This is a genomic window from Siccirubricoccus phaeus, assembly GCF_008360935.1.
GTDB lineage: Bacteria > Pseudomonadota > Alphaproteobacteria > Acetobacterales > Acetobacteraceae > Siccirubricoccus > Siccirubricoccus phaeus.
On the sequence record NZ_SRXO01000006.1, the window covers coordinates 228298 to 254170 of the forward strand.

23 protein-coding genes are annotated in these 25873 nt (G+C 67.6%); 22 read left to right on the forward strand and 1 reads right to left on the reverse strand.

Features of this window, described 5'->3' with window-relative positions; genetic code table 11:
- Positions 1 to 42 precede the first annotated feature (42 nt).
- From E5N76_RS11080 to E5N76_RS11180, 21 genes are all read left to right on the forward strand, one after another.
- Positions 43 to 411: an NADH-quinone oxidoreductase subunit A gene (locus E5N76_RS11080; RefSeq protein ID WP_149537352.1), complete on the forward strand. Its 369-nt coding sequence runs from the start codon at positions 43 to 45 to the stop codon at positions 409 to 411.
- Positions 412 to 454: 43 nt separating this feature from the next.
- The gene (locus E5N76_RS11085; RefSeq protein WP_149537353.1) at positions 455 to 1039 is read left to right on the forward strand and encodes a NuoB/complex I 20 kDa subunit family protein; all 585 of its coding nucleotides are present in this window, start codon (positions 455 to 457) and stop codon (positions 1037 to 1039) included.
- A 1-nt stretch (position 1040) separates the two neighbouring features.
- Complete coding sequence (locus tag E5N76_RS11090) at positions 1041 to 1676, forward strand: NADH-quinone oxidoreductase subunit C (protein WP_408021705.1); 636 nt, start codon at positions 1041 to 1043, stop codon at positions 1674 to 1676.
- Positions 1673 to 2953 carry an NADH-quinone oxidoreductase subunit D gene (locus E5N76_RS11095; protein WP_235907661.1) on the forward strand — a complete coding sequence of 427 codons (1281 nt, stop codon included), beginning with the start codon at positions 1673 to 1675 and terminating at the stop codon, positions 2951 to 2953. Before E5N76_RS11090 ends, E5N76_RS11095 begins: the two co-directional genes overlap by 4 nt.
- Positions 2950 to 3567 (forward strand): complex I 24 kDa subunit family protein, encoded by a 618-nt coding sequence (locus E5N76_RS11100; protein ID WP_149537355.1) that lies wholly within the window; start codon positions 2950 to 2952, stop codon positions 3565 to 3567. The genes E5N76_RS11095 and E5N76_RS11100 overlap by 4 nt, the downstream gene beginning before the upstream one ends.
- Before the next feature lie 4 nt (positions 3568 to 3571).
- Positions 3572 to 4885: an NADH-quinone oxidoreductase subunit NuoF gene (nuoF, locus tag E5N76_RS11105; protein ID WP_149537356.1), complete on the forward strand. Its 1314-nt coding sequence runs from the start codon at positions 3572 to 3574 to the stop codon at positions 4883 to 4885.
- A 6-nt stretch (positions 4886 to 4891) separates the two neighbouring features.
- Entirely contained in the window at positions 4892 to 6916 is a 2025-nt protein-coding gene (gene nuoG, locus E5N76_RS11110) for an NADH-quinone oxidoreductase subunit NuoG (protein WP_149537357.1), read from the forward strand.
- 6 nt (positions 6917 to 6922) lie between these two features.
- Positions 6923 to 7933, forward strand: coding sequence for an NADH-quinone oxidoreductase subunit NuoH (gene nuoH / locus E5N76_RS11115; RefSeq protein ID WP_149537358.1), 1011 nt, complete (start codon positions 6923 to 6925; stop codon positions 7931 to 7933).
- Positions 7934 to 7941: 8 nt separating this feature from the next.
- Positions 7942 to 8430 (forward strand): NADH-quinone oxidoreductase subunit NuoI, encoded by a 489-nt coding sequence (gene nuoI, locus E5N76_RS11120; protein WP_149537359.1) that lies wholly within the window; start codon positions 7942 to 7944, stop codon positions 8428 to 8430.
- 12 nt (positions 8431 to 8442) lie between these two features.
- Positions 8443 to 9129 (forward strand): NADH-quinone oxidoreductase subunit J, encoded by a 687-nt coding sequence (locus tag E5N76_RS11125; protein WP_149537360.1) that lies wholly within the window; start codon positions 8443 to 8445, stop codon positions 9127 to 9129.
- Between the two features lies 1 nt (position 9130).
- On the forward strand, positions 9131 to 9439 hold the full coding sequence (nuoK, locus tag E5N76_RS11130) for an NADH-quinone oxidoreductase subunit NuoK (protein ID WP_149537437.1): 309 nt from the start codon (positions 9131 to 9133) through the stop codon (positions 9437 to 9439).
- A gap of 5 nt (positions 9440 to 9444) precedes the next feature.
- On the forward strand, positions 9445 to 11355 hold the full coding sequence (gene nuoL / locus E5N76_RS11135; protein ID WP_149537361.1) for an NADH-quinone oxidoreductase subunit L: 1911 nt from the start codon (positions 9445 to 9447) through the stop codon (positions 11353 to 11355).
- 2 nt (positions 11356 to 11357) lie between these two features.
- Entirely contained in the window at positions 11358 to 12869 is a 1512-nt protein-coding gene (locus tag E5N76_RS11140) for an NADH-quinone oxidoreductase subunit M (protein WP_149537362.1), read from the forward strand.
- 4 nt (positions 12870 to 12873) lie between these two features.
- Positions 12874 to 14295 (forward strand): NADH-quinone oxidoreductase subunit NuoN, encoded by a 1422-nt coding sequence (gene nuoN / locus E5N76_RS11145; RefSeq protein ID WP_149537363.1) that lies wholly within the window; start codon positions 12874 to 12876, stop codon positions 14293 to 14295.
- A 59-nt stretch (positions 14296 to 14354) separates the two neighbouring features.
- Positions 14355 to 15047, forward strand: a complete 693-nt coding sequence (locus tag E5N76_RS11150; RefSeq protein ID WP_235907662.1) for a biotin--[acetyl-CoA-carboxylase] ligase — start codon at positions 14355 to 14357, stop codon at positions 15045 to 15047.
- An 8-nt stretch (positions 15048 to 15055) separates the two neighbouring features.
- On the forward strand, positions 15056 to 15853 hold the full coding sequence (locus tag E5N76_RS11155) for a type III pantothenate kinase (protein WP_149537365.1): 798 nt from the start codon (positions 15056 to 15058) through the stop codon (positions 15851 to 15853).
- A gap of 90 nt (positions 15854 to 15943) precedes the next feature.
- A complete protein-coding gene (locus E5N76_RS11160) occupies positions 15944 to 17614 on the forward strand; it encodes a ribonuclease J (protein ID WP_149537366.1) in 1671 nt (556 codons plus the stop codon).
- 6 nt (positions 17615 to 17620) lie between these two features.
- Positions 17621 to 17881: a DUF1467 family protein gene (locus tag E5N76_RS11165; protein ID WP_149537367.1), complete on the forward strand. Its 261-nt coding sequence runs from the start codon at positions 17621 to 17623 to the stop codon at positions 17879 to 17881.
- Between the two features lie 474 nt (positions 17882 to 18355).
- Positions 18356 to 19666, forward strand: a complete 1311-nt coding sequence (gene proS / locus E5N76_RS11170) for a proline--tRNA ligase (RefSeq protein WP_149537368.1) — start codon at positions 18356 to 18358, stop codon at positions 19664 to 19666.
- Positions 19667 to 19805: 139 nt separating this feature from the next.
- A complete protein-coding gene (locus tag E5N76_RS11175; RefSeq protein ID WP_149537369.1) occupies positions 19806 to 21059 on the forward strand; it encodes a lipoprotein-releasing ABC transporter permease subunit in 1254 nt (417 codons plus the stop codon).
- Complete coding sequence (locus E5N76_RS11180; protein WP_149537370.1) at positions 21052 to 21732, forward strand: ABC transporter ATP-binding protein; 681 nt, start codon at positions 21052 to 21054, stop codon at positions 21730 to 21732. The genes E5N76_RS11175 and E5N76_RS11180 overlap by 8 nt, the downstream gene beginning before the upstream one ends.
- Here E5N76_RS11180 and E5N76_RS11185 read toward each other — a convergent pair whose 3' ends face one another.
- Positions 21733 to 22140, reverse strand: a complete 408-nt coding sequence (locus E5N76_RS11185) for a hypothetical protein (protein WP_149537371.1) — start codon at positions 22138 to 22140, stop codon at positions 21733 to 21735.
- A gap of 266 nt (positions 22141 to 22406) precedes the next feature.
- On the opposite strand from E5N76_RS11185, the gene dnaE reads away from it, so the two are divergent.
- Entirely contained in the window at positions 22407 to 25844 is a 3438-nt protein-coding gene (gene dnaE / locus E5N76_RS11190; protein ID WP_149537372.1) for a DNA polymerase III subunit alpha, read from the forward strand.
- Positions 25845 to 25873 lie beyond the last annotated feature (29 nt).

Sequence of the window (25873 nt, forward strand, 5' to 3'; positions counted from 1 at the left end):
CCCCGGGGCCCCGCTGGGGCGCCAAGAAGGGCGGAGCACCGTATGACCCAGCCGCTGCTGGCAGAATACTTCCCGATCCTCGTCTTCCTCGCCATCGCCGGCGGCATCGCCCTGGCCATGGTGGGCGGCAGCCTGCTGCTGGCGCGGCAGAAGCCGAATGCCGAGAAGCTCTCGGCCTATGAATGCGGCTTCGAGCCCTTCGACGACACCCGCCGGCGCTTCGACGTGCGCTTCTACCTGGTGGCGATCCTGTTCATCATCTTCGACCTGGAAGTGGCCTTCCTCTTCCCCTGGGCGGTCTCGCTCGGCGGGATCGGCTGGTTCGGCTTCCTCTCGATGATCGCCTTCCTCGGCGTGCTGACCGTCGGCTTCATCTACGAATGGCGCAAGGGCGCCCTGGACTGGGAGTGAGGCGACGCCGCCCGGCCCAGCCGCCGCCCGACCGGAGAGACGCATGAGCGGAAATACTGAAAGTGCCGCGCGCCAGGGCGCGCCGGACATGCTGGCCTGGAACCGCGAGCACCTGCCGCCGGGCGCGGCGCAGGATGCGGTGGTAAAGGGCATTACCGGCGAGATCGAGGATAAGGGCTTCGTCGTCGCCAACCTCGACAAGATCGTCAATTGGGCGCGCACCGGCAGCCTCTGGCCGATGACCTTCGGCCTCGCCTGCTGCGCCGTGCCGATGATCCACGCCTATATGGCGCGCTACGACCTCGACCGCTTCGGCATCATCCCGCGCGGCTCGCCGCGGCAGTCGGATGTGATGATCGTGGCCGGCACGCTGACCAACAAGATGGCTCCCGCCCTGCGCAAGGTCTACGACCAGATGAGCGAGCCGCGCTGGGTGATTTCCATGGGTAGCTGCGCCAATGGCGGCGGCTACTACCACTACTCCTACAGCGTGGTGCGCGGCTGCGACCGCATCGTGCCGGTGGATGTCTATGTGCCGGGCTGCCCGCCGACGGCGGAGGGGCTGGTCTACGGCATCCTGCAGTTGCAGAAGAAGATCCGGCGGACGGGGACCATCCTGCGTGGCTGACATCGCTCAACTGGCCGATCAGGTCGCTGCCGCCTTCCCGCGGGAAAGCGTCAGCCTGGAGCGCGGCGCGGAGCTGGTGCTGCGACTGCGGCGGGAGGCGCTGCCGGAGGCGATGCTGACGCTGCGCGACGATCCGCGCTTCGCCTTCGAGCAGTGCATGGATATCTGCGGCACGGATTGGCCGGAGAAGCCGGAGCGCTTCGAGGTGGTGTACAACCTCCTCAGCCTCGCGCTGAACCAGCGCCTTCGCGTGGTGGTCAGCACGGATGCGGCGACGCCGGTGCCCTCGGTCGCCAGCGTCTGGCCGAGCGCCACCTGGTATGAGCGCGAGGCCTGGGACATGTACGGCATCGTCTTCGCCGGCCAGACCGATCTCCGCCGCCTGCTGACGGATTACGGCTTCGAGGGCCATCCGCTGCGCAAGGACTTCCCGCTGACCGGCTATGTCGAGGTGCGCTACGACGAGGAGCGCAAGCAGGTGGTCTATGAGCCGGTGGCGCTGACCCAGGATTTCCGCAACTTCGACTTCCTCAGCCCTTGGGAGGCGCTGACGACGCTGCCGGGCGATGAGAAGGTGCATCTGAACCGCCTGGAGACGCCGAAGCCGTCCCAGGCGGATGAGGGGGCCAAGCCATGAGCAGTTCTTCCGCCATGGCCTCCGAGGCGGGGCCGCTTTCCGTCGCCGCCGATCCGCGCCAGGTCGCCTCCGCCACCGGGGCGGAGGAGGCAACGCGTACGGTGGAGGTGGACAGCCACACCATCAATTTCGGCCCGCAGCACCCGGCGGCGCATGGCGTGCTGCGCCTCATCCTGGAGATGAAGGGCGAGGTGGTGGAGCGCGCCGATCCGCATATCGGCCTGCTGCATCGCGGCACCGAGAAGCTGATCGAGTACAAGACCTATCTCCAGGCGCTGCCCTATATGGACCGGCTGGACTATGTCTCGCCGATGTCCATGGAGCACAGCTTCGCCCTGGCGGTGGAGAAGCTGCTGCGGATCGAGGACCAGATCCCCGAGCGGGCGCGGGTGATCCGCACCATGTTCGCGGAGCTGACGCGCATCCTGAACCACCTGCTGAACATCACCACCTATGCGCTGGATTGCGGCGCCATCACTCCCTCTCTCTGGGGCTTCGAGCAGCGCGAGCATCTGCTGGAATTCTACGAGGCGGTGGGCGGCAGCCATTACCATGTGAATTATTTCCGCGCCGGCGGCGTGGCGAAGGATCTGCCGGCGGGGCTCACCGACCGCATCGCCGGCTGGTGCGAGCAATTCCCGAAATTCGTGGATGAGCTGGAATCGCTGCTCTCCGGGAACCGCATCTTCAAGCAGCGCACCGTGGACATCGGGGTGATGAGCGCGGAGCAGGCGATGGCCTGGGGCTTCTCCGGCCCCTGCATCCGCGCTTCCGGCCTGCCCTGGGATCTGCGCAAGGCGCAGCCCTATGAGATCTACGCCGACCTCGATTTCGAGATCCCGGTCGGCCGCCATGGCGACTGCTATGACCGCTATCTGGTGCGGATGCAGGAGATGCGGCAGAGCCTGCGCATCGTCCAGCAATGCCTGGCGCGGCTGAAGCCCGGCCCGGTGAAGATCCAGGACAACAAGATCGCGCCGCCGAAGCGGGGTGAGATGAAGCGCTCCATGGAAAGCCTGATCCACCACTTCAAGCTCTACACCGAGGGCTATCACGTGCCGGAGGGTGCGACCTATACGGTGACCGAGGCGCCGAAGGGCGAGTTCGGCGTGTACATGGTGGCGGACGGGACCAACCGGCCCTATCGCTGCAAGATCCGCGCCCCGGGCTTCGCCCATCTGCAGGCCATGGAGGCGCTCTCCAAGGGCCATATGCTGGCCGATGCGGTGGCGATCATCGGCTCGCTCGACATCGTCTTCGGGGAGATCGACCGGTGAGTGAAGAGGTCGTGCAGCCGGAGAGCTTCGCCTTCGACGCGGAGAGCGAGGCGCAGATCGAGAAGATCCTCAAGCGCTACCCGCCGGGCAAGCAGGCCAGCGCCGTCATCCCACTGCTCTATGTGGTGCAGCGGCAGATGAAGCGCGTGACGGGCAGCGCCTGGGTCCCGGTGAAGGGCATGGATGCGGTGGCGGCGCGGCTCGGCATGGCGCCGATGCGGGTCTATGAGGTCGGCACCTTCTACTTCATGTTCAACATGAAGCCGATCGGCACCTACCATCTGCAGATCTGCGGCACCACGCCCTGCTGGCTGCGCGGCTCCGACGAGGTGCTGCGGGCCTGCAAGGATGCGGCGCATGTCTCCGGCTATGGCCAGACCAGCGAGGACGGGATGTTCACGCTGAGCGAGGTGGAGTGCATGGGCGCCTGCGTGAACGCGCCGATGCTCTGCGTCGACGATGATTACTACGAGGATCTGGACTACGAGAGCACGGTGAAGCTGATCGAGGCGCTCCGGCGCGGCGAGCGGCCGAAGCCGGGTTCCGTGATCGGGCGGCAGACCAGCGCGCCGGAAGGCGGGCCGCTGACGCTGACCGACGTGCCGGGGGAGTGAGGCGATGGCGCTGACCGACAAGGACCGCATCTTCACCAACCTCTATGGCCTGCATGACTGGCGGCTGGAGGCGGCGCGCCGGCGCGGCCATTGGGACGGCACCAAGGCGCTGATCGAGAAGGGCCGCGACTGGATCATCGAGGAGGTGAAGAATTCCGGCCTCCGCGGGCGTGGTGGCGCGGGCTTTCCCACCGGCCTGAAATGGTCCTTCATGCCGAAGCAGAGCGATGGGCGGCCGCACTACCTCGTCGTGAATTCCGACGAGTCGGAGCCCGGCACCTGCAAGGACCGCGACATATTGCGGCATGACCCGCATACGCTGGTGGAGGGCTGCCTCATCGCCGGCGTCGCGATGGGCGCGCATGCCGGCTACATCTATGTGCGCGGCGAATACTACAACGAGCATCTGGTGCTGCAGGCGGCGATCGACGAGGCCTATGCGGCGGGGCTGCTCGGGCCGAATGCCTGCGGCAGCGGCTGGGATTTCGACCTCTACGTCCATCGTGGCGCCGGCGCCTATATCTGCGGCGAGGAAACGGCGCTGATCGAGAGCCTGGAGGGCAAGAAGGGAATGCCGCGGCTGAAGCCGCCCTTCCCGGCGGCCGTCGGGCTCTATGGCTGCCCCTCCACGGTGAACAATGTCGAGACCATCGCGGTGGTGCCGACCATCCTCCGCCGCGGCGCCGCCTGGTTCGCCGGCTTCGGCCGGCCGAAGAACAGCGGCACCAAGATCTTCTGCATCCAGGGCCATGTGAACAAGCCCTGCAATGTGGAGGAGGAGATGAGCATCCCGCTGAAGGAGCTCATCGAGCGGCATGCCGGCGGGGTGCGCGGCGGCTGGGACAATTTGCTGGCGGTGATCCCCGGCGGCTCCTCCACGCCGATGATCCCGAAGAAGATCTGCGACGACGTGCTGATGGATTTCGACGCGCTGCGCGAGCACCGCACCGGCCTCGGCACCGCCGCGGTGATCGTGATGGACAAATCCACCGATCTCATCAAGGCGATCGCGCGGCTGGCCGCCTTCTACAAGCATGAGAGCTGCGGCCAGTGCACCCCTTGCCGCGAGGGCATGGGCTGGCAGAAGCGTCTGATGGACCGGATGGTCGAGGGCCGCGCGGAGGTCGAGGAGATCGACGTGCTGGAGCAGGTGACGCGGCAGATCGAGGGCCACACCATCTGCGCCCTCGCTGATGGCGGCGTCTGGCCGGTGCAGGGCCTCATCCGGCATTTCCGCCCGCTGATGGAAGAACGCATTGCCGCCTACAAGGCGTCGAAGGGCTCGCCCGCCCCGACGCTGCCCATGGCGGCGGAGTAGGCGCGCATGGCGAAGGTCACGGTCGATGGCATCGAGGTGGAGGTGCCGAACGGCGTCTCCGTCCTGCAGGCCTGCGAGGCGGCGGGGAAGGAGATCCCGCGCTTCTGCTACCATGAACGCCTCTCCGTTGCCGGCAATTGCCGGATGTGCCTGGTGGAGGTGGAGAAGGCGCCGAAGCCCATCGCCTCCTGCGCCTATCCGGTGGCCGATGGCATGAAGGTCTTCACCGACAGCGAGATGGTCCGCCGCGGCCGCCGCGGGGTGATGGAATTCCTGCTCATCAACCACCCGCTGGACTGCCCGATCTGCGACCAGGGCGGTGAGTGCGACCTGCAGGACCAGGCGATGGCCTATGGCCTCGACCGCAGCCGCTACATGGAGGAGAAGCGGGCGGTCAAGGACAAGTATATGGGGCCGCTGGTCAAGACGATCATGACCCGCTGCATCCAATGTACCCGCTGCGTCCGCTTCGCCACGGAAGTGGCCGGGGTGCCGGAGCTCGGCGCGACCAATCGCGGCGAGAACATGGAAATCGGCACCTATGTCGAGAAGGCGCTGACCACCGAGCTCTCCGGCAACCTCATCGATATCTGCCCGGTCGGTGCGCTGACCTCGCGGCCCTATGCCTTCGTCTCGCGGCCCTGGGAGCTGCGGAAGACGGACAGCATCGATGTGCTGGACGCGACCGGGACGAATATCCGCGTCGATACGCGCTCGGGCGAGGTGCTGCGCATCCTGCCGCGCACCAATGACGACGTGAATGAGGAGTGGATGGCCGATCGCGGCCGCTTCGCCTTTGACGGGCTGAAGCGCCGGCGGCTGGACCGCCCCTGGATCCGCAAGAATGGCAAGCTGCAGCCGGCGAGCTGGGCCGAGGCCTTCGCCGCCATCGCCGCGAAGCTGAAGGGCGTGCCAGGCGAGAAGATCGGCGCCGTGGCCGGGCCGCTGGTGGATGCCGAGGCGGCGCTGGCGCTGCGCGACCTGATGGCGGCGCTGGGCAGCAGGAACCTCGAATGCCGCACCGATGGCGCGGCGGTGGATGCCTCGCGGCGGGATTTCTACACCTTCAACACCGGCATCGCCGGCATCGAGGAGGCGGATGCGCTGCTGATCATCGGCGCCAATCCGCGCATCGAGGCGCCGGTGATCAATGCGCGCATCAGGAAGCGCGCGGTGGCGGGCGGCTTCCCGATCGGCTTCGTCGGGCCGCGCGGCCTCGACCTCACCTATGGCCATGACTGGCTGGGGGAGGGGGGCGTGACCTTGCGCGCCCTGGCCGCCGGCACGCATCGCTTCAACGAGCTGCTGCGGGTGGCGAAGAAGCCGATGCTGATCCTCGGCCGCGGCGCGCTGGCGCGGGCGGATGGCGAGGCGGTGCTGGCCGCCGCCTGGAAGATCGCCGCCGGGAACAACATGCTGCAGCCGGAGTGGCACGGCTTCAACCTGCTGCACCATTTCGGCGGCCAGGTGGCGCCGCTGGATCTCGGCTTCACCGGCGGCCTGGCGGTGGGGCTGGAGGTGCTGTGGCTGCTGGGGGCGGAGCCGCCGGCGCTGCCGGAGGGCGCCTTCGTCATCTACCAGGGGCATCATGGCGAGGCGGCCGCGGGCCGCGCCGATGTGATCCTTCCCGGCGCTGCCTATACCGAAAAGGACGCCACCTGGGTGAATACCGAGGGGCGGGTGCAGCATGGCCGGCTGGCGGTCTATCCGCCGGGCGAGGCGCGGGAGGATTGGAAGATCCTCCGCGCGCTATCCGAGCTGCTCGGCCACCGCCTGCCTTACGACACGCTGGATGCGCTGCGGGCGAAGCTGGCGGAGGCGAATCCGGTTTTCGCCGGCCACGGCTTCGTGCCGCATGGCTGCGCCGACACCAGCGGACCGACCGGCGATCCGACGGCGGTGAGCGATGCGCCCTTCGCGCTGGCGGTGACGAATTACTGGCAGGCGGATCCCATCAGCCGCGCCTCCGCCACCATGGCGGAATGCGCGCGGGTCTATGGCGCGCCGCAAGCGCGGCTGGCGGCGGAGTAGGCGGCGATGGACGGCTTCCTTTCCACGCCCATCGGCATCCTGGCCATCACCATCGCGCAGACCCTGGCGCTGCTGGTGCCGGTGCTGATCGCCGTGGCCTACCTCACGCTGGCGGAGCGCAAGGTGTTGGCCGCCATGCAGTTGCGGAAGGGCCCCAATGTGGTCGGCCCCTTCGGCCTGCTGCAGCCCTTCGCCGATGCGCTGAAGATGCTGATGAAGGAGACCATCGTGCCCTCCGGCGCGAACCGGTTCCTCTTCATCCTGGCGCCCATGCTGCTCTTCATGCTGGCCATGCTGGCCTGGGCGGTGATCCCGGTGAATGACGGCTGGGCGATCGCCGACATCAATGTCGGGGTGCTCTACCTTTTCGCCATCTCCTCGCTCGGCGTCTACGGCATCATCATCGCCGGCTGGGCGTCCAACTCGAAATACGCCTTCCTCGGCGCGCTGCGCTCGGCGGCGCAGATGGTCAGCTACGAAGTCTCCATGGGCTTCGTCATCGTCACCGTGCTGCTTTGCGTCGGCTCCCTGAACCTCTCCGAGGTGGTGCGGGCGCAGCAGAATGTGTGGTTCTTCATCCCGCTCTTCCCGATGTTCGTCATCTTCTTCATCTCCATCCTGGCGGAGACGAACCGGGCGCCCTTCGACCTGCCGGAGGGCGAGAGCGAGCTGGTGGCGGGGTTCTTCGTCGAATACAGCTCGATGACCTTCGCCCTCTTCTTCCTCGGCGAATACGCCAACATGATCCTGATGTCGGCGCTGACCACCATCCTGTTCCTCGGCGGCTGGCTGCCGCCGGTGGCGGTGGAGCCCTTCACCTGGATCCCCGGGCCGATCTGGTTCGCGCTGAAGATCTGCCTCTGCCTCTTCGTCTTCATCTGGGTGCGGGCGACCTTCCCGCGCTACCGCTACGACCAGCTCATGCGCCTCGGCTGGAAGGTGTTCCTGCCCTTCAGCCTGGTCTGGCTCGTCATCACCGCTGCCGTCCTGAAGCTGACCGGCTGGCTGCCGGCCTGAGGGGAAAAATGGCTACGCTCGATCGCCTTGCCCGCGGCCTGCTGCTCTCGGAGCTCGTCTCCGGCATGGCCCTGACCTTGAAGTACTTCTTCAGGCCGAAGGTCACCATCAACTACCCCTATGAGAAGGGGCCGCTCTCGCCGCGGTTCAAGGGGGAGCACGCGCTGCGCCGCTATCCGAACGGGGAGGAGCGCTGCATCGCCTGCAAATTGTGCGAGGCGATCTGCCCCGCCCAGGCCATCACCATCGAGGCCGAGCCGCGCGAGGATGGCAGCCGCCGCACCACGCGCTACGACATCGACATGGTGAAATGCATCTATTGCGGCATGTGCGAGGAAGCCTGCCCGGTGGACGCCATCGTCGAGGGACCGAACTTCGAATTCTCCACCGAGACGCGGGAGGAGCTGCTTTACGACAAGCAGAAGCTGCTCTCCAACGGCGACAGGTGGGAGCCGGAGATCGCCCGGCGCCTCGAACTCGACGCCCCCTATCGCTGAGGCGGGACGACCATGATCGCTGCTCTCGCCTTCTACCTCTTCGCCGCCATCCTCATCGCCTCCGCGGTGATGGTGGTGACGGCGCGGAATCCCGTGCACAGCGTGCTCTTCCTGATCCTCGCCTTCTTCAACGCTGCGGCGCTCTTCCTGATCGCCGGGGCGGAGTTCCTGGCGATGATCCTGGTCATCGTCTATGTCGGCGCCGTCGCAGTGCTGTTCCTTTTCGTCGTCATGATGCTGGATATCGACTTCGCCCGGCTGCGCGAGGGGTTCCAGCGCTACGCGCCGATCGGCGCCATCATCGGCGGCATATTGTTCCTGGAGCTGCTGCTGGTGCTGAGCGGCTGGTCCTTCGCCGACCAGGCGGATGATTTGCGCCTCTCGCCCAACCCGGGCGCCAGCGTCACCAATGCCGCGGCGCTCGGCCGCATCCTCTATACGGATTACGTCTATCTCTTCCAGCTTGCCGGGCTGATCCTGCTGGTGGCGATGATCGGCGCCATCGTGCTGACGCATCGGGAGAGGGCGGGAACGAAACGGCAGGACATCGCCGTGCAGGTCGCCCGCAGCGGTTCCGTGGTGCTGGAAGAAGTGCCCGTCGGCGCCGGCATCAAGGCCCTCGGCATCCGCCGCCCGCCGGAGCCGGAGGCCGAGCCGCCCAAGGTGACCCACGACGCGCACCATGGGGGGCATCACTGAGATGACGATCGGCCTCGCCCATTACCTGACCGTCAGCGCCATCCTGCTGGTCCTCGGCATCTTCGGCATCTTCCTCAACCGGAAGAACGTCATTGTCATCCTGATGAGCGTGGAGCTCATCCTGCTCTCGGTGAACCTGAATTTCGTCGCCTTCTCCGCCTTCCTGGACGATCTGGCGGGGCAGGTCTTCGCCATGTTCGTCCTGACCGTCGCCGCGGCGGAAGCCGCGATCGGCCTCGCCATCGTCGTCATCTACTTCCGCAACCGCGGGAGCATCGAGGTCGAGGACATCTCGACCCTGAAGGGCTAGGGGGCATGTTCGTCGGCGCCATCTTCTTCCCCCTGCTCGGGGCCTGTATCAGCGGCTTCCTCGGCCGCTGGATCGGCGACAAGGCTGCGCAATGGTCCACCGTCATCTGCATGGTGCTGGCGGCCATCTGCGGCAGCCTCGCCTTCGGCCAGGTCGCGCTCTCCGGCCATCCGGTGACGGTGGAGATCGTCACCTGGATGGATGTCGGCGGCCTAGAATTCGCCTGGGCGCTGCGCTACGACACGCTGGCGGCTGTCATGGTGGCCATGGTCACCTTCATCTCGACGCTGATCCACCTCTACTCGGTGGGTTACATGTCGCATGACGAGACGCCGTCGCGCTTCTTCGCCTATCTCTCCCTCTTCACCTTCATGATGCTGATGCTGGTGACGGCGGACAACCTCGCCCAGCTCTTCTTCGGCTGGGAGGGCGTCGGCCTCGCGAGCTATCTCCTCATCGGCTACTGGTACGATAGGGAGAGCGCGAATCGCGCGGCGATGAAGGCCTTCATCGTGAACCGCGTCGGCGATGTCTCCTTCATGCTGGGCGTGGCGCTGACCTTCTACGTCTTCGGCAGCATCGAATTCGACACCATCTTCGCCGCCGTGCCGCAGCATCTGGAGGACCGCTTCGGCGGCATCCCGGCGCTGGAGCTGATCGGCGTGCTGCTCTTCATCGGCGCCTGCGGCAAGTCTGCCCAGCTCGGCCTGCACACCTGGCTGCCGGATGCGATGGAGGGCCCGACGCCGGTCTCTGCCCTCATCCATGCCGCTACCATGGTGACGGCGGGTGTCTTCCTCGTCTGCCGCATGTCGCCGGTCTTCGAATACGCGCCGACGGCGCTCGCCGTCGTCACCGTGGTCGGCGCCTCCACCGCGCTCTTCGCCGCGACCATCGGCTGCGTGCAGAACGACATCAAGCGGGTGATCGCCTATTCCACCTGCTCGCAGCTCGGCTACATGTTCTTCGCCGCCGGCGTCGGCGCCTATCAGGTGGCGATGTTCCACCTCTTCACCCATGCCTTCTTCAAGGCCCTGCTCTTCCTCGGCGCCGGCAGCGTGATCCACGCCATGTCGGATGAGCAGGACATCCGGAAGATGGGCGGCATCTGGAGCAAGATCCCGATCACCTATGCGGTGATGTGGATCGGCAATTTGGCGCTGGCCGGCATCCCCTTCTTCGCCGGCTACTATTCCAAGGACGCCATCCTGGAAGCCGCCTTCGCCAGCCATAGCGGCGTCGGGATGTATGCCTTCCTCTGCGGCATGATCGCCGCCTTCCTCACCGCCTTCTACTCCTGGCGGCTGCTCATCCTCACCTTCCATGGCGCCCCACGGGCGGACCACCACACCATGGAGCATGTGCATGAGAGCCCGGCGGTGATGCTCATCCCGCTGCTGCTGCTGGCGGTGGGCGCGGTGCTGACCGGCTATATCTTCGCGCCGCTCTTCATCGGCGAGCACGAGCATGGCTTCTGGCACGGCGCCATCCTCAACGCGGAGCACAACCACATCCTGCACGCCATGCATGAGGTGCCGGCCTGGGTGCCCCTGGCGCCGACGGTGATGGGCATCGGCGGCATCGCGCTGGCCTATGTCTTCTACATGCTGGCGCCAGGCATCCCCGGCCGGCTCGCCACCGCCTTCCGTGGCCTCTACCTGTTCCTGCTGAACAAGTGGTATTTCGACGAGCTCTACGACGCCATCTTCGTTCGCCCGGCGCGCCGCCTTGCCATGGTGTTCTGGAAGACCGGCGATGCGCAGATCATCGACGGCATGCCGAACGGCGCCGCCAGCCTTGCCGTCGGCGTCGCCCGCGGCGCGGTCCGCATCCAGACCGGGCGGGTGGCGAACTACGCCTTCGCGATGATCATCGGCCTGGTCGTCTTCGTCTCCCTCTTCCTGATCGGGCGCTGAGCATGAACGCCGCTGGTTTCCCGCTGCTCTCGCTCCTCACCTTCCTGCCGCTGGCAGGGGCGGCCATCATCCTCTTCGTGCGCGGGGAGGAGGCGGTGGTTGCCCGCAACGCCCGCTGGACGGCGCTGTGGACCAGCCTGCTGGTCTTCTTCCTCAGCCTCATTCTCTGGGTGAAGTTCGACACCTCCTCCGCCGGCTTCCAGTTCGAGGAGAAGCTGAGCTGGCTGCCGGAATTCGGCGTCGGCTACCATATGGGCGTGGACGGCATCTCCGTCCTCTTCGTCCTGCTCTCCACCGCCCTGACGCCGCTCTGCATCCTCGCCTCCTGGGAGGCGATCGAGACGCGCGTCCGCGAATACATGGTCGCCTTCCTCATCCTCGAAACGATGATGGTCGGCATGTTCGCCGCGCTCGACTTCATCATCTTCTACGTGTTCTTCGAGGCGGTGCTGATCCCGATGTTCCTCATCATCGGGGTCTGGGGCGGGCCGCGGCGGGTCTATGCCGCCTTCAAATTCTTCCTCTACACCCTGCTCGGCAGCGTGCTGATGCTGCTGGCCATCCTCTACCTCTGGTACAATGCCGGCACCACGGACATCCCGGAGCTGTTCGAGTACCAGGTGCCGCGCGCGGCCCAGACCTGGATCTTCTTTGCCTTCCTCGCCTCCTTCGCGGTGAAGGTGCCGATGTGGCCGGTGCATACCTGGCTGCCGGATGCGCATGTGGAGGCGCCGACCGCCGGCTCCGTCATCCTGGCGGGGGTGCTGCTGAAGATGGGGGCCTATGGCTTCCTGCGCTTCTCGCTGCCGCTGCTGCCGGAAGCCTCGGTGCAATTCGCGCCGCTGATCTTCGTGCTGTCGGTCGTCGCGGTGGTCTACACCTCGCTGGTGGCGCTGGCGCAGGAGGATATGAAGAAGCTCATCGCCTATTCCTCCGTGGCGCATATGGGCATCGTCACCATCGGCATCTTCACCATCAACGCCCAGGGCCTGTCCGGCGCGCTCTTCACCATGCTGGCGCATGGCGTCGTCTCCGGCGCGCTCTTCCTCTGCGTCGGCGTGTTGTATGACCGCGTCCATAGCCGGGATATCCTGCGCTATGGCGGCGTGGCGAAGATCATGCCCTCCTACGCCATGGTCTTCATGCTCTTCACCATGGCCTCGGTCGGGCTGCCGGGCACCGCCAATTTCGTCGGCGAGTTCCTCGTCATCGTCGGCGCCTGGCGGATCAACCCCTGGGTCGCCTTCGGCGGCGCGCTCGGCATGGTGCTGGGCGCGGCCTATATGCTGTACCTCTATCGCCGCGTGATCTTCGGAAAGCTGACCAAGCCGGATTTGCGGGCGCTGCTCGACCTTTCGCCGCGGGAATATGCGGTCTTCGCACCGCTCATCCTGCTGGCCTTGTGGATGGGCGTCTATCCGCAGCCTTTCCTGGATTTCTTCGAAGCCTCCGTCGCTGCCCTGGTGCAGCGGCATGAGGCGGCGATGAGTGTCAGCCGCCTGGCGGGGATGTAAGCGCATGACCTGGACCCTTGCCCTGCCGGAGCTGGTGCTGGCCATTGCCGGCCTCGTCATCCTCGTCGCCGGCGTGCTGCCGAAGCAGGAGACCTTCTTCCCCGTCAGCATGGCCTGCATCGGTTCGCTGCTGCTCGCCGCCGTGCTGGTGCTGGGCCAGCCGGAGGGCACGGCGCTCGGCGGCCATTACGTGGCGGATGATTTCAGCGGCTTCATGAAGCTGCTGGCGATCGGCGGTGCCGCCATCGGCATCCTCCTCTCGCTCGACTACAACACGAAGGAAGGGCTGGGGCGCTTCGAATTCCCCCTGCTCATGCTGCTCGCCACCATCGGCATGATGGTGATGATTTCGGCGAATGATTTGCTCTCCCTCTATCTGGGGCTGGAGCTGCTCTCCCTGCCGCTCTACGTCATCGCCGCCTTCAACCGGGACAGCGCCCGCTCCGCCGAAGCAGGGCTGAAGTATTTCGTTCTCGGCGCCCTCGCCTCCGGCCTGCTGCTCTATGGCAGCTCGCTGGTCTATGGCTTCGCCGGCACCACCAATTTCGACCGGCTGGCGGATGCCTTCTCGGCCGATAGCGGCGTTACCGCGGGCGTCGTGGTCGGCATCGTCTTCGTCATCGCCGGCCTCGCCTTCAAGGTTTCGGCCGTGCCCTTCCATATGTGGACGCCGGACGTGTACGAAGGCGCGCCGACGCCGGTGACCGCCTTCTTCGCCGCCGCGCCCAAGGTCGCCGCCATCGCCCTGCTGGCCCGCGTGCTGGTCGGGCCCTTCGGCGACCTGGCGGGGCAGTGGCAGCAGGTCATCACCCTGGTCTCGCTCGGCTCCATGACCCTCGGTGGCTTCGCCGCCATCGGCCAGCGCAACATCAAGCGGCTGATGGCCTATTCCTCCATCGGCCATGTCGGCTATGCGCTGATGGGCTTGGCCGTCGCCAATGACGTCGGGCTGCGCGGGCTGCTGGTCTATATGGCCATCTACGTCGCGATGAATCTCGGCACCTTCGCCGTGCTCATCGCCATGCGCCGCAAGGGCCGCGCGGTGGAGCAGGTGGAGGATCTCGCGGGGCTCGGCCGCACGGATCTCGGCACCGCCGTCTGGATGGCGGTCTTCATGTTCTCCATGGCCGGCATCCCGCCGCTCGCCGGCTTCTTCGGCAAGCTTTACGTCTTCCTCGCCGCGGTGCAGGCGGGCTTCTGGACCCTCGCCGTGGTCGGCGTGCTGACCAGCGTGGTCTCCGCCTATTACTACCTGCGCATCGTGAAGGTGATGTTCTTCGATGCGCCCGCCGGCGCGCTGGATCCGGCGCCCGCCAGCCTGACCGTGGTGATGGCGGCCTCCGGCCTCTTCACCCTGTTCTTCGTCCTCTGGCCGGCGCCGCTGCTGGCCGCGGCCCAGGCGGCCGCGGCGGCGCTGCTCGGCTGACCGCGCCGCCGCCAGGCCGGGGCGCGCCTTTCTGGCGGCTGCCCTTCTGGCGTGTGGAGGTGCATGCCGAGCTCGGCAGCACCGCCACCCTGCTGCGGGAAAGGGCGGAGGCGGGGGAGGCGGAAGGGCTGGCCATCCTCGCCCGGGAACAGACCGCGGGGCGGGGGCGGGAAGGCCGGCCCTGGCGGTCGCCGCCGGGCAATCTCTATCTCTCGGCCCTTTTGCGGCCTGCCGTCCCCGCGCGGCAGGCGCCGCAATGGGCGCTGCTCGCCGCCGTGGCCCTGGCGGAGGCGGCGGCGGAGCTCGATGCCGAACCCGCCTCGCTCCGGCTGAAATGGCCGAACGACCTGCTCCGCCATGGCGCCAAATGCGCCGGCATCCTCACCGAGACCGCCCTGGCGCCGGACGGCACCCTCGCCTGGCTGGCCTATGGCATCGGGGTCAATCTGCGCCACGCGCCGAGCCTGGCGGACCGCCCCACCGCCTGCCTGGCGACCACCGCCACGCCGGAGGAATTCGCCCCTTGCCTGCTCGCCCGGCTGCTGCACTGGCGCGGCACCATGCTGGCCGAGGGCTTCGCCCCCATCCGCGCCGCATGGCTGCGGCGCGGCCCGGAACCAGGTGCCAAGTTGACCCTGACCGCCGGCCCGGTTACTGCCGGCGCCTTCGCTGGCCTCGCCGAGGATGGTGCGCTGCTGCTGGAGTCCGGCGGCACGCGCCACCGGATCCTGGCGGGCGAGGTGGGAGGATAACGAAACCCATGCTGCTCGCGATCGATGCGGGGAACACCAATGTCGTCTTCGCCGTGCATGACGGCACGGAATGGCGCGGCCGCTGGCGCATCGCGACGGAGGCCGGCCGCACCTCGGACGAATACGCCGTTTGGCTGCTCGCCCTGCTGCAATATGCGGGGCTGAAGCCGGCCGAGATCGACCGCTGCGCCATCGGCACGGTGGTGCCCGCGGCGCTCTACAACCTCCGCCGCCTGTCGCGCGAATGGTTCAGCGTGGAGCCGCTGATCGCCCGCTCCACCGTCGAATGGGGCTTCGAGATCCGGGTGGACCGGCCGCAGGAGGTGGGCGCGGACCGGCTGCTGAACTCCCTTGCCTCCCATCACCATTACAAGGGGCCGCTCATCGTCATCGATTTCGGCACCGCCACCACCTTCGACGTGGTCGGGGAGGATGGCGCCTATCTCGGCGGCGTCATCGCGCCCGGCATCAACCTTTCCATCGAATCCCTGCACAAGGCGGCGGCGCGACTGCCGCGCATCGGCATCGGCCGGCCGCAGGCGGTGGTGGGGCGGGACACCGTCGCCGCCATGCAATCCGGCATCTATTGGGGCTATGTCGGCCTCATCGAGGGCATCGTACGGCGCATCCAGGCCGAGCAGGAGGCGCATCTGAAGATCGTCGCGACCGGCGGCTTGGCCCCGCTCATCGCCGAAGGGACGGAGGTGATCGAGATCGTCGATCCCGATATCACGCTGGAAGGGCTGCGCCTGTTGGCGGAACGCAACCCCACCCCCATCTTGAGTCGGACCCAGGCAAGGGATTGAGGCGGCGGGGGCGGCAGAAGCGGCCGTCTGCGCTATACTCGTCCCCGTGCCACCCGGATCCTGCGGCAGCCGACACCAGAAGATGAGGGAATGAACGATTTTTTGCCCGCGGCCCTACCCGACGCCGCCGACGACCTGGCCTTCATCCCCCTTGGCGGTACCGGCGAGATCGGGATGAATCTCAACGTCTACCGCTGCGACGGCAGGTTGCTGGCGGTGGATTGCGGCATCGGCTTCGGCGGGCCGGAGCATCCGGAGGTGGAGGTGATGGTCCCGGACCCCGCCTGGCTGGCGGAGCGGCGGGAGAGGCTGGAAGGCCTCGTCATCACCCATGCGCATGAGGACCATGTCGGGGCCGTTGCGCATCTCTGGCCGCAATTCCGCTGCCCGATCTATGCCGGCCCTTTCGTCTCCGCCGTGCTGCGGCGGAAGCTGGGCGAGGCAGGGCTGCTGGGCGAGGCGAAGATCCATACTATCCCGCTGGGCGGCCGCTTCCGCCTCGGGCCCTTCGATCTCGAATTCCTCCGCGTCGCGCATTCGGTGCCCGAGGCGCAGGCGCTGGCCATCCGCACGCGGCACGGCCTCGTCGTCCATACCGGCGATTGGAAGCTGGACCCGGACCCGCTGATCGGCGGCCCGACCGATGAGGCTGCCTTCGCCCGGCTGGGCGAGGAGGGCGTGCTTGCCATGGTCTGCGACTCGACCAATGCGCTGGTCGAGGGCCATTCCGGCTCCGAGGCCGAGGTGCGGCGGAACCTCACCGCCATCATCCGCGGGCTGCGCGGCCGCGTCGCCGTCACCTGCTTCGCCACCAATGTCGCGCGCGTCGAGAGCATCGCCCGGGCGGCGGAGGCGGCGGGGCGGCAGGTCTCGCTCTTCGGCCGAAGCCTGCGCAATGCGGAGGCGGCGGCGCGGGAATGCGGCTACCTCACCGGCCTGCCGGAATTCGTGGCGGAGGAGGCGGCGGGCTTCATCCCGGATGACAACCTCCTCATCATCTGCACCGGCTCCCAGGGGGAGCCGCGCTCGGCGCTGGCGAAGATCGCCGCCGACACCCATCCGAGCATCGCGCTGGGGGAGGGGGATACGGTCATCTTCTCCTCCCGCATGATTCCCGGGAATGAGCGCGGCATCCTGCTGTTGCAGGACCAGCTCGCCCGCCGCGGCTGCCGGGTGATGACGGCCGACGATCATATGGTGCATGTCTCCGGCCACCCGGCGCGGGATGAGCTGAAGCGGCTCTACCAGCTCGTGAAGCCGAAATACGCCGTGCCGGTGCATGGCGAATGGCGGCACCTCTCGGAACATGCGGCGCTGGCCAAGTCGCTGCAGGCCACGCCGGTGCTGGTGGAGGATGGCGACGTCCTCCGCCTCGCCCCCGGCCGGCCGGAGGTGGTGGAGGGCGTGCCCACCGGCCGGCTGGCGGTGGACAATGGCCGATTGCTGCCGCTCTCCGGCGGGGTGCTGGCGGCGCGCAAGCGCATGCTGTTCAACGGCGTCGTCATGGCCTCCTTCGCTGTCGATGCCGGGGGGCGGGTGATCGGCCAGCCCCAGATCTCCGCCCCCGGCCTGTTCGATGGCGAGACGCCTGAATCGGCCCAGCTCGCCGCCGATCTGGCCCGGGCGGTGGGGGAGCTGCCCAGCGCCCTGAGGCGGGAGGATGACGCCCTGCGCGAAGCCGCCCGCAGCGTGCTGCGCAAGGCGGTCGGCCGGCGGCTGCGCAAGCGGCCCAATGTGGAAGTCCATTTGTTGCGGATCTAGCGGCCCATGGGCTGGTTCAACGGCGTTGTCGTCTATTTCCTGATCTGGTGGCTGACGCTTTTCGCCATCCTGCCCATCGGCACCGCGCCGCGGGCGGAGGGCGACGCCGCCGGCGGCTGGCGCGGCCTGCCGGAGCGGCCACGACTCCTGATGAAGGTGGGGCTGACGACGTTGGTGGCGGCGGTGATCTTCGCCGGGGCCTATGCGTTGATCGCCAGTGACTGGCTGAGCTTCCGCAGCGGCTGGTTAGCTCTGCCTGAAAAATGAGCGACTTTCCGGGGATTGTCCCGGATGTCGCCTTCTGTTGTTGCAGGCACTGTCTGAACGCCGTTTTTTTTGGCGATGGCGGCAGCCTTTGGCATTGTGCGGTGTTGTGGGTCCGCGCCACCATGCCTGCAGGAAGAGGGTTGGTCCTCTTCCTGCCGTGTGACTGGCGTTTCCTCCCTAAACTCGGGCCGTGCCCTGACGGGCGCGGCCCTTTTTTTCGTCTAGCGGATGGACGGCCGACCGCCAAGCAATTTCCGCCAAGGCAGAGCCGGGTGGCGTGTTCGATTATTCCCATGCCTGAGCAATGGTCATCGGCGCGGCTTGGGCTGCCCCCGGGCTGCCGCATCGCCCTGGCCGTTCCCACCGGGGGCGCCGCAAGCTAGTGTCCGCCGCCACCCATGTCCGACCGCGTGATTCACGCTTGCGGCCGCCCCGGCCCGCGCGATCACGCTCCAGTCTTCCCAGGAGCCCGCCTTGCGCCTCTCCCGCGCCTTCCTGCCGACCCTGAAGGAAACCCCGGCGGAGGCGCAGATCGCCTCCCACCGCCTCATGCTGCGGGCCGGGATGGTCCGGCAGACCAGTGCCGGCATCTATGCCTGGCTGCCGCTGGGCTGGCGCGTGCTGCAGAAGGTGGCGCAGATCGTCCGCGAGGAGCAGGACGCCACCGGCGCCCAGGAAATCCTGATGCCGACGATCCAGACCGCGGATCTCTGGCGCCAATCCGGCCGCTACGACGCCTATGGCCCGGAAATGCTCCGCCTGAAGGACCGGCACGAGCGGGAGATGCTCTACGGCCCGACCAATGAGGAAATGGTCACCGAGATCTTCAAGGGCTATGCGAAGAGCTACCGCGACCTGCCGCGCAACCTCTACCACATCCAGTGGAAATTCCGGGACGAGGTGCGCCCCCGCTTCGGCGTGATGCGCGGCCGCGAATTCCTGATGAAGGACGCCTATTCCTTCGACCTGGACCATGACGGCGCGGTGCGCAGCTACCGGCAGATGTTCGTCGCCTATCTGCGCACCTTCGCGCGCATGGGGCTGAAGGCGATTCCGATGCAGGCCGATACCGGCCCGATCGGCGGCAACCTCTCCCATGAATTCCTGATCCTGGCGGAGACCGGCGAGAGCCAGGTCTTCCTGCACAAGGACCTGCTGGAGTTCGACGTGCTGTCCCAGCCGGTGGACTATGGCGGCGATCTCTCGCCCATCGTCGATTTCTGGACCAGCCGCTACGCCGCCACCGATGAGAAGCACGATCTGGCGGCCTGGGCGGCGATCCCCGAGGCGCAGCGCGTCTCCGCGCGGGGGATCGAGATCGGCCACATCTTCCATTTCGGCACCAGGTACAGCGCGCCGATGGGGCTTTCGGTCTCTGGCCCGGATGGCAAGCCGGTGGTGCCGGAGATGGGCAGCTACGGCATCGGCGTCTCGCGCCTGGTCGGCGCCATCATCGAGGCGAATCACGACGAGGCCGGCATACGCTGGCCCGAAGCGGTGGCGCCCTTCAAGCTGGCGGTGCTGAACCTGAAGCAGGGCGATGCCGGTACCGATGCGCTGGCGGCCAGGTTCTACGACGCCTTCGCCCCCGACGCCGTCTATGACGACCGCGAGGAACGGGCCGGTGTGAAATTCGCCGATGCCGACCTCATGGGCTACCCCTGGCAGGCCGTCATCGGCCCGCGCGGCGCCGCCGCCGGCAAGGTGGAGCTGAAGCGCCGCGCCACCGGGGAGCGGGTGGAGCTTTCCGTGGATGACGCCATCGCCCGGGTGAAGGCGGGTTGATGACGGGCCACGTCTCCCTCCCCCGCCCTGCGGAGGGGGGCCGGGGTGGGGGTGCGTTCGCCCCGACGCCTGGCAACGCCCCCACCCCGCTGGACGCAGTGCGTCCAACCCCCCGTGGAGCGGGGGAGGGAGGCGCCTGATGTTCAACGCCTTCGAACGCGCCGTCGCCTTCCGCTATCTCCGCGCGCGGAAGGGGGAGCGCTTCGTCTCCGTCATCGCCATCTTCTCCCTGGTCGGCATCGCGCTGGGCGTCGCCACGCTGATCATCGTGATGAGCGTGATGAACGGCTTCCGGCAGGAGCTGCTGGGGCGGATCCTGGGCCTGAATGGCCATCTCGGCGTCTTCTCCGTCGATGGCAGGCCGCTGTCCGACTATGACGAGATCACCGCGGCCATCCGCCGCGTCCCTGGCGTGACCGCGGCCAACCCCATCATCGAAGGCCAGGTCCTGCTGACCAGCGAGGCGGGTGGCGCCGCCGGCGGGCTGGCGCGCGGCATCAAGCCGGAGGATCTCCGCGCCAAGGGCATCATCGCCAACAACATCCGCCGCGGCAGCCTGGAGGAATTTGCCGGTGACGATGTCGTCGTCATCGGCACCGGCCTGGCCAACCGCATGCGCATCACGGTCGGCGACCGCCTCTCGCTGGTTTCGCCGCAAGGCCGCGCCACCGTCTTCGGCACCGTGCCGCGCGTCCGCGCCTATCGCGTCATCGCCACCTTCAATGTCGGCATGAACGAGTACGACAGCAGCTTCGTCTTCATGCCCATGGAGGCGGCGCAGCTCTACTTCCAGACCGGCAACGCCGCGACCCAGATAGAGGTCTTCGCCCAGGACCCGACCCGCATCCGCGCCCTGAACTTCGAGATCCGCCGCGCCCTCGGCCAGCACCCGGTGCGCATCGTCGATTGGCAGGATGCGAACAGCAGCTTCTTCAATGCGGTGCAGGTGGAACGGAACGTGATGTTCCTGATCCTGACCCTCATCATCATCGTCGCCGCCTTCAACATCATCTCCAGCCTCATCATGCTGGTGAAGGACAAGGGGCGGGACATCGCCATCCTGCGCACCATGGGGGCGACGCGGGGCAATGTGCTGCGCATCTTCCTGCTCTGCGGCGCCTCCATCGGCTTTGCCGGGACGCTGATCGGCTTCGCCCTGGGCCTCGCCTTCTGCATGAACATCGAGCATATCCGCCAGGGTCTGCAGGCGCTGACGGGAACGGAGCTGTTCAGCCCGGAGGTCTATTTCCTCTCCCAGCTTCCGGCGGTGGTCGACCCGAATGAGGTGATGCAGGTGGTCGGCATGGGCCTCGGCCTCTCCCTGCTGGCAACCATCTACCCGAGCTGGCGCGCGGCGCGGCTGGATCCGGTCGAGGCGCTGCGGAATGAGTGAATCTGCGCTGCGCCTGGCGGGGGTGGAACGGCGCTACCGCACCGAGGCAGGGGAACTGCCCGTGCTGGTCGGCGCGGAGCTGGCGCTGGAGGCGGGGGAGATCGTCGCCCTCGTCGCGCCTTCCGGCACCGGCAAATCCACCCTGCTGCATCTGGCCGGGCTGCTGGAACGGCCGGATGCCGGCGAGGTGTTCGTCGGCGGCCGCGCCGCCGGCACGCTGTCCGATGACGGGCGCACGGCGATCCGCCGCACCACCATCGGCTTCGTCTATCAGTTCCATCACCTGCTGCCGGAATTCACCGCCGAGGAAAATGTGGTGCTGCCGCAGATGGCGGCCGGCACGCCCCACGGTCAGGCGCAAGAGCGGGCGCGGGCGCTGCTCGCCGGCTTCGGCCTGACGGGGCGGGAGCATCACCGGCCGGGCCGGCTTTCCGGTGGCGAGCAGCAGCGCGTGGCCATCGCCCGGGCGCTGGCGAACGCCCCGCGCATCCTGCTGGCGGATGAGCCGACCGGCAATCTGGACGTCGCCACCTCCGACCTCGTCTTCGCCGAGCTGCTGGAAGCGGTGCGGGGCCAGGGCGTGGCGGCGCTGATCGCCACGCACAACCCGGCCCTCGCGGCGCGGATGGATCGGGTTGTGACGCTCAGGGACGGGAAGGTGGTGCCGGCCTGATCACTCGGCAGGCTGCAGGGCGGGCGCCGGCGCCGTGCGGCCCAGCAGCAGCAGCACCAGCCGCGCGAGGAAGAGCAGCGCACCGGCGAACCAGACCATGGCGGCGATGATCGCCAGCATGGGCTGCTGGTGCTCGATGGAGAGATAGATGCCGAAGGGGAAGGCCAGGGCCGAGCCGGCGGAAAGCCCGTATTGCGCGAGGGCGGCTGCGCGGCTCGCCTCCAGCACCGGCCAGGCGCGGTAGGTCAGGCCCATCAGGGCCAGGGATGCCCAGCCGAGCAGGTTGAGATGGGCATGCACCGGCGCCAGGTGGAAATCATGGGTGATGCCCATGGCGATCCCCATGGCGACGCCGACCACCAGGCACAGCGCGGCGGTGGCGAGGAAAAGCAGAGGCAGGCGGGACATGGGCGGCTCCTGTGATCTGGGGCCGCGAGATAGGCGTAGGCCGGCCTGGAAGCTGTAACCGGCGTCACCGGTTCGAGGGAGGCTCTGCCTCCCTCGAGCTCCCTCCGCCAAAGGCCGAAGGGCCTTTGGAAACCATGAGTTTCAGACCCGACTGTCCAACCGCAAAACGCAAGGGTTCAAAGGGCCCTTCGGCCCTTTGCGGGTGGAGCTTGAGGGGCTGCGGCACTGCCGCAGCCAGGGCCCTCCCTCGGTGCTAAATTGGGCCCATGAGCGACTCGGCCTTCATCCACCTCCACGTTCATTCGAGCTATTCCCTCAGCGAGGGCGCCATCAAAGCCGAGAAGCTGGCGACGCTGGCGAAGGAGGCCGGCATGCCTGCCGTGGCGCTGACGGACAGCGCCAACCTCTTCGGTGCCCTGGAATTCTCGCAGGCCTGCAGCGGCAAGGGCGTGCAGCCCATCATCGGCTGCCAGCTCTTCCTTTCCCGCGCCGCCAGCGATGAGCGGCCGGAGGCGGAGCGCCAGCCGCCCGACCCCATCGTCGCCCTGGCGATGAACGCCCAGGGCCTCGACAACCTCCAGCGCCTGTCCTCGAAAAGCTTCCTCGGCAACGACCCCTCCGGCCGCGCCAGCCTGAAGCTGGCGACGCTGATGGAGCATGCCGAGGGCCTCATCCTCCTCACCGGCGGCAGTTTCGGCCCGCTCGGCCGGCTGCTGGCGGAGGGCCGCTTCCCCGTGGCGAAGGCGCTGCTCGCCCAGCTCAAGGAAAGCTTCGCCGACCGGCTGGTGGTGGAACTCAACCGCCACGGCCTGGACATCGAGCGCATCGTCGAACCCGGCCTGCTGCGCCTGGCCGAGGAGCTGGAACTGCCCATCGTCGCCGCCAACGACGTCTATTTCGCCACGCCGGGGATGCATGAGGCGCATGACGCCCTGCTCTGCATCGCCGAGGGCCGCACCATGGCGGAGCCCGACCGCCGTCGCGTGACGCCGGAGCACTGGTTCAAGCCCGCCGCCGCCATGCGTGCCCTCTTCGCCGATCTGCCGGAGGCCTGCGACAACACCCTGGCCATCGCCCGCCGCTGCGCCGTGATGGCGGAGACGAAGAAGCCGGAACTACCTATCTGCCCCAAGGTGCAGGAGGGTATGACGGAAGCCGAAACCGTGCAGCTCATGGCGAAGCGCGGTCTCGAAGCCCGGCTCGATGCGCTCAACGTCACCGACCGCGAGATTTACCGCGAGCGGCTCGCCTATGAGCTCGGCGTCATCGAGCAGATGGGCTTCTCCGGCTATTTCCTCATCGTCGCCGACTTCATCCAATGGGCGAAGGAGAAGGGCATCCCTGTCGGTCCCGGCCGCGGCTCCGGCGCCGGCTCCGTCGCCGCCTGGGCGCTGTCCATCACCGATCTGGACCCCCTCCGCTTCGGTCTGCTCTTCGAGCGCTTCCTGAACCCGGAACGCGTCTCGATGCCCGACTTCGACATCGATTTCTGCCAGGACCGGCGCGACGAGGTGATCGACTATGTCCGCCGCGAATATGGCGCGGACCGCGTGGCGCAGATCATCACCTTCGGCAAGCTGCAGGCCAAGGCGGCGGTGCGCGATGTCGGCCGCGTGCTGGGCATGCCCTATGGCCAGGTGGACCGCATCGCCTCGCTCATCCCCTTCAACCCGGCCAAGCCCGTCACCCTGGCCCAGGCGATCGAGGGTGAGCCGCGGCTGCAGCAGATGCGCGACGCGGATGAGCAGGTGGCGCGGCTGCTGGAAATCGCCAACCAGCTCGAAGGCCTCTACCGCAACGCCTCGACGCATGCCGCCGGCGTCGTCATCGGCCGCAAGCCGCTGCTGGATATCGTGCCGCTCTACCGCGATCCGCGCAGCGAGATGCTGATCACCCAGTACTCGATGAAATATGTCGAGCAGGCGAGCCTGGTGAAATTCGACTTCCTCGGCCTGAAGACGCTGACGGTGATCCAGCAGGCCCTGGCCATATTGCGCAGCCAGGGCCAGGACATCGACATCGCCGCCATCCCGCTGGACGATGCCCGAACCTATGAGATGCTGCGCAAGGGCGACGCGGCCGGGGTGTTCCAGTTCGAAGGCCAGGGCATGCGGGATTGCCTGCGGCAGATGAAGGTGGACCGCTTCGAGGATCTGATCGCCGCCGTCTCGCTCTACCGCCCGGGCCCGATGTCCAATATCCCGGCCTATTGCCAGCGCAAGCATGGCGAGCCCTGGGAGAGCCCGCACCCGAAGATCCACGACATCCTGGCCGAGACCTACGGCATCATGGTCTACCAGGAGCAGGTGATGCAGATCAGCCAGGTGCTGGCGGGCTATTCGCTCGGCGGCGCCGACCTGCTGCGCCGTGCCATGGGCAAGAAGATCGCCAAGGAGATGGAGCAGCAGCGCGCCATCTTCACCGAGGGCGCGGTGAAGAACGGCATCGATCCCGGCAAGGCGACCGAGATCTTCGACATGATGGCCAAGTTCGCGGAATACGGCTTCAACAAGTCGCACGCTGCTGCATACGCTCTGGTCTCCTACCAGACGGCCTGGCTGAAGGCGAACCATCCGGTGGCCTTCCTCGCCGCATCGATGACGCTCGACCTCGACAAGACGGAGAAGCTGGCGGGGCATATGCAGGAGGCGTCGCGGCTTGGCATTGCCGTGCTGCCGCCGGATGTGAACCGGTCCGGCGCCGACTTCCTGGTGGAGCGGACGGAGGAGGGGAAGGATGCCATCCGCTTCGCCCTCGCCGCGGTGAAGCGCGTCGGCGCCCAGGCGATGCGGGATCTGGTGGCGGCGCGGGATCAGGGCGGGCCCTTCGCCTCGGTCGCGGATTTCGCCGCGCGGGTGGACCCGAAGCTGCTGAACAAGATGCAGATCGAGAACCTCGCCAAGGCCGGCGCCTTCGACAGCCTGGAGCCGAACCGCGCCCGGCTGGTGATGGGTGCCGAGACCATCCTCCGCCGCGCCCAGGCCGCTGCCGAGGATCGCGTCAGCGCGCAGATCGCCCTGTTCGGCGGTGCCGGCGCGAAGCCGGACCCGCTGCGCCTGCCCGATGTGCCGGATTGGCCGATGCTGGAGAAGCTGAGCTATGAGGCGGAGGCGGTGGGCTTCCACCTCTCCGCCCATCCGCTGGACACCTACAAGCCGGTGCTGGCGCGGCTGGGCGTGACGCCGGTGGTGCGGGTGGCGGAGCGGGCCAAGGGCGGCACCGGGCGGGTGAAGCTGGCCGGCACGGTGGTGGGAGCCAAGGAGCGCCCGACCCGCACCGGCAGCCGCATGGCCTGGGTCAGCCTCTCCGATGCCAGCGGCAGCATCGAGGTGACGCTGTTCAGCGAGGTGCTGTCCCGCTGCCGCGAACTGCTGGCGGAGGGCAATGCCATCCTCGTCACCGCCGAGCTGCGGATGGATGGCGAGATGCTGCGGCTGACGGCGCAGGAGGTGGAGGCGCTGGAGAAAGCGGCGCAGGGCGTCGGCCAGGGCATAAGGCTGTGGCTGGAGAGCACCGGCGCGGTGGAGCACATCCATGCCATGCTGCTGCGCGAGGGGCGCGGCAAGGGCCGCGTCACCGTCGTCGCCCGCACCGGCCAGGGGCAGGAGGTGGAGATGGCGCTGCCCGGCGGCTTCAACGTCTCGCCGAAGCTGGTGCAGGCGATGAAGGTCATCCCCGGTGTCGCCGATGCCGAGGCGGTGTAGCGGGTTGAGCGGGCCGGGCCGCCGCCTGC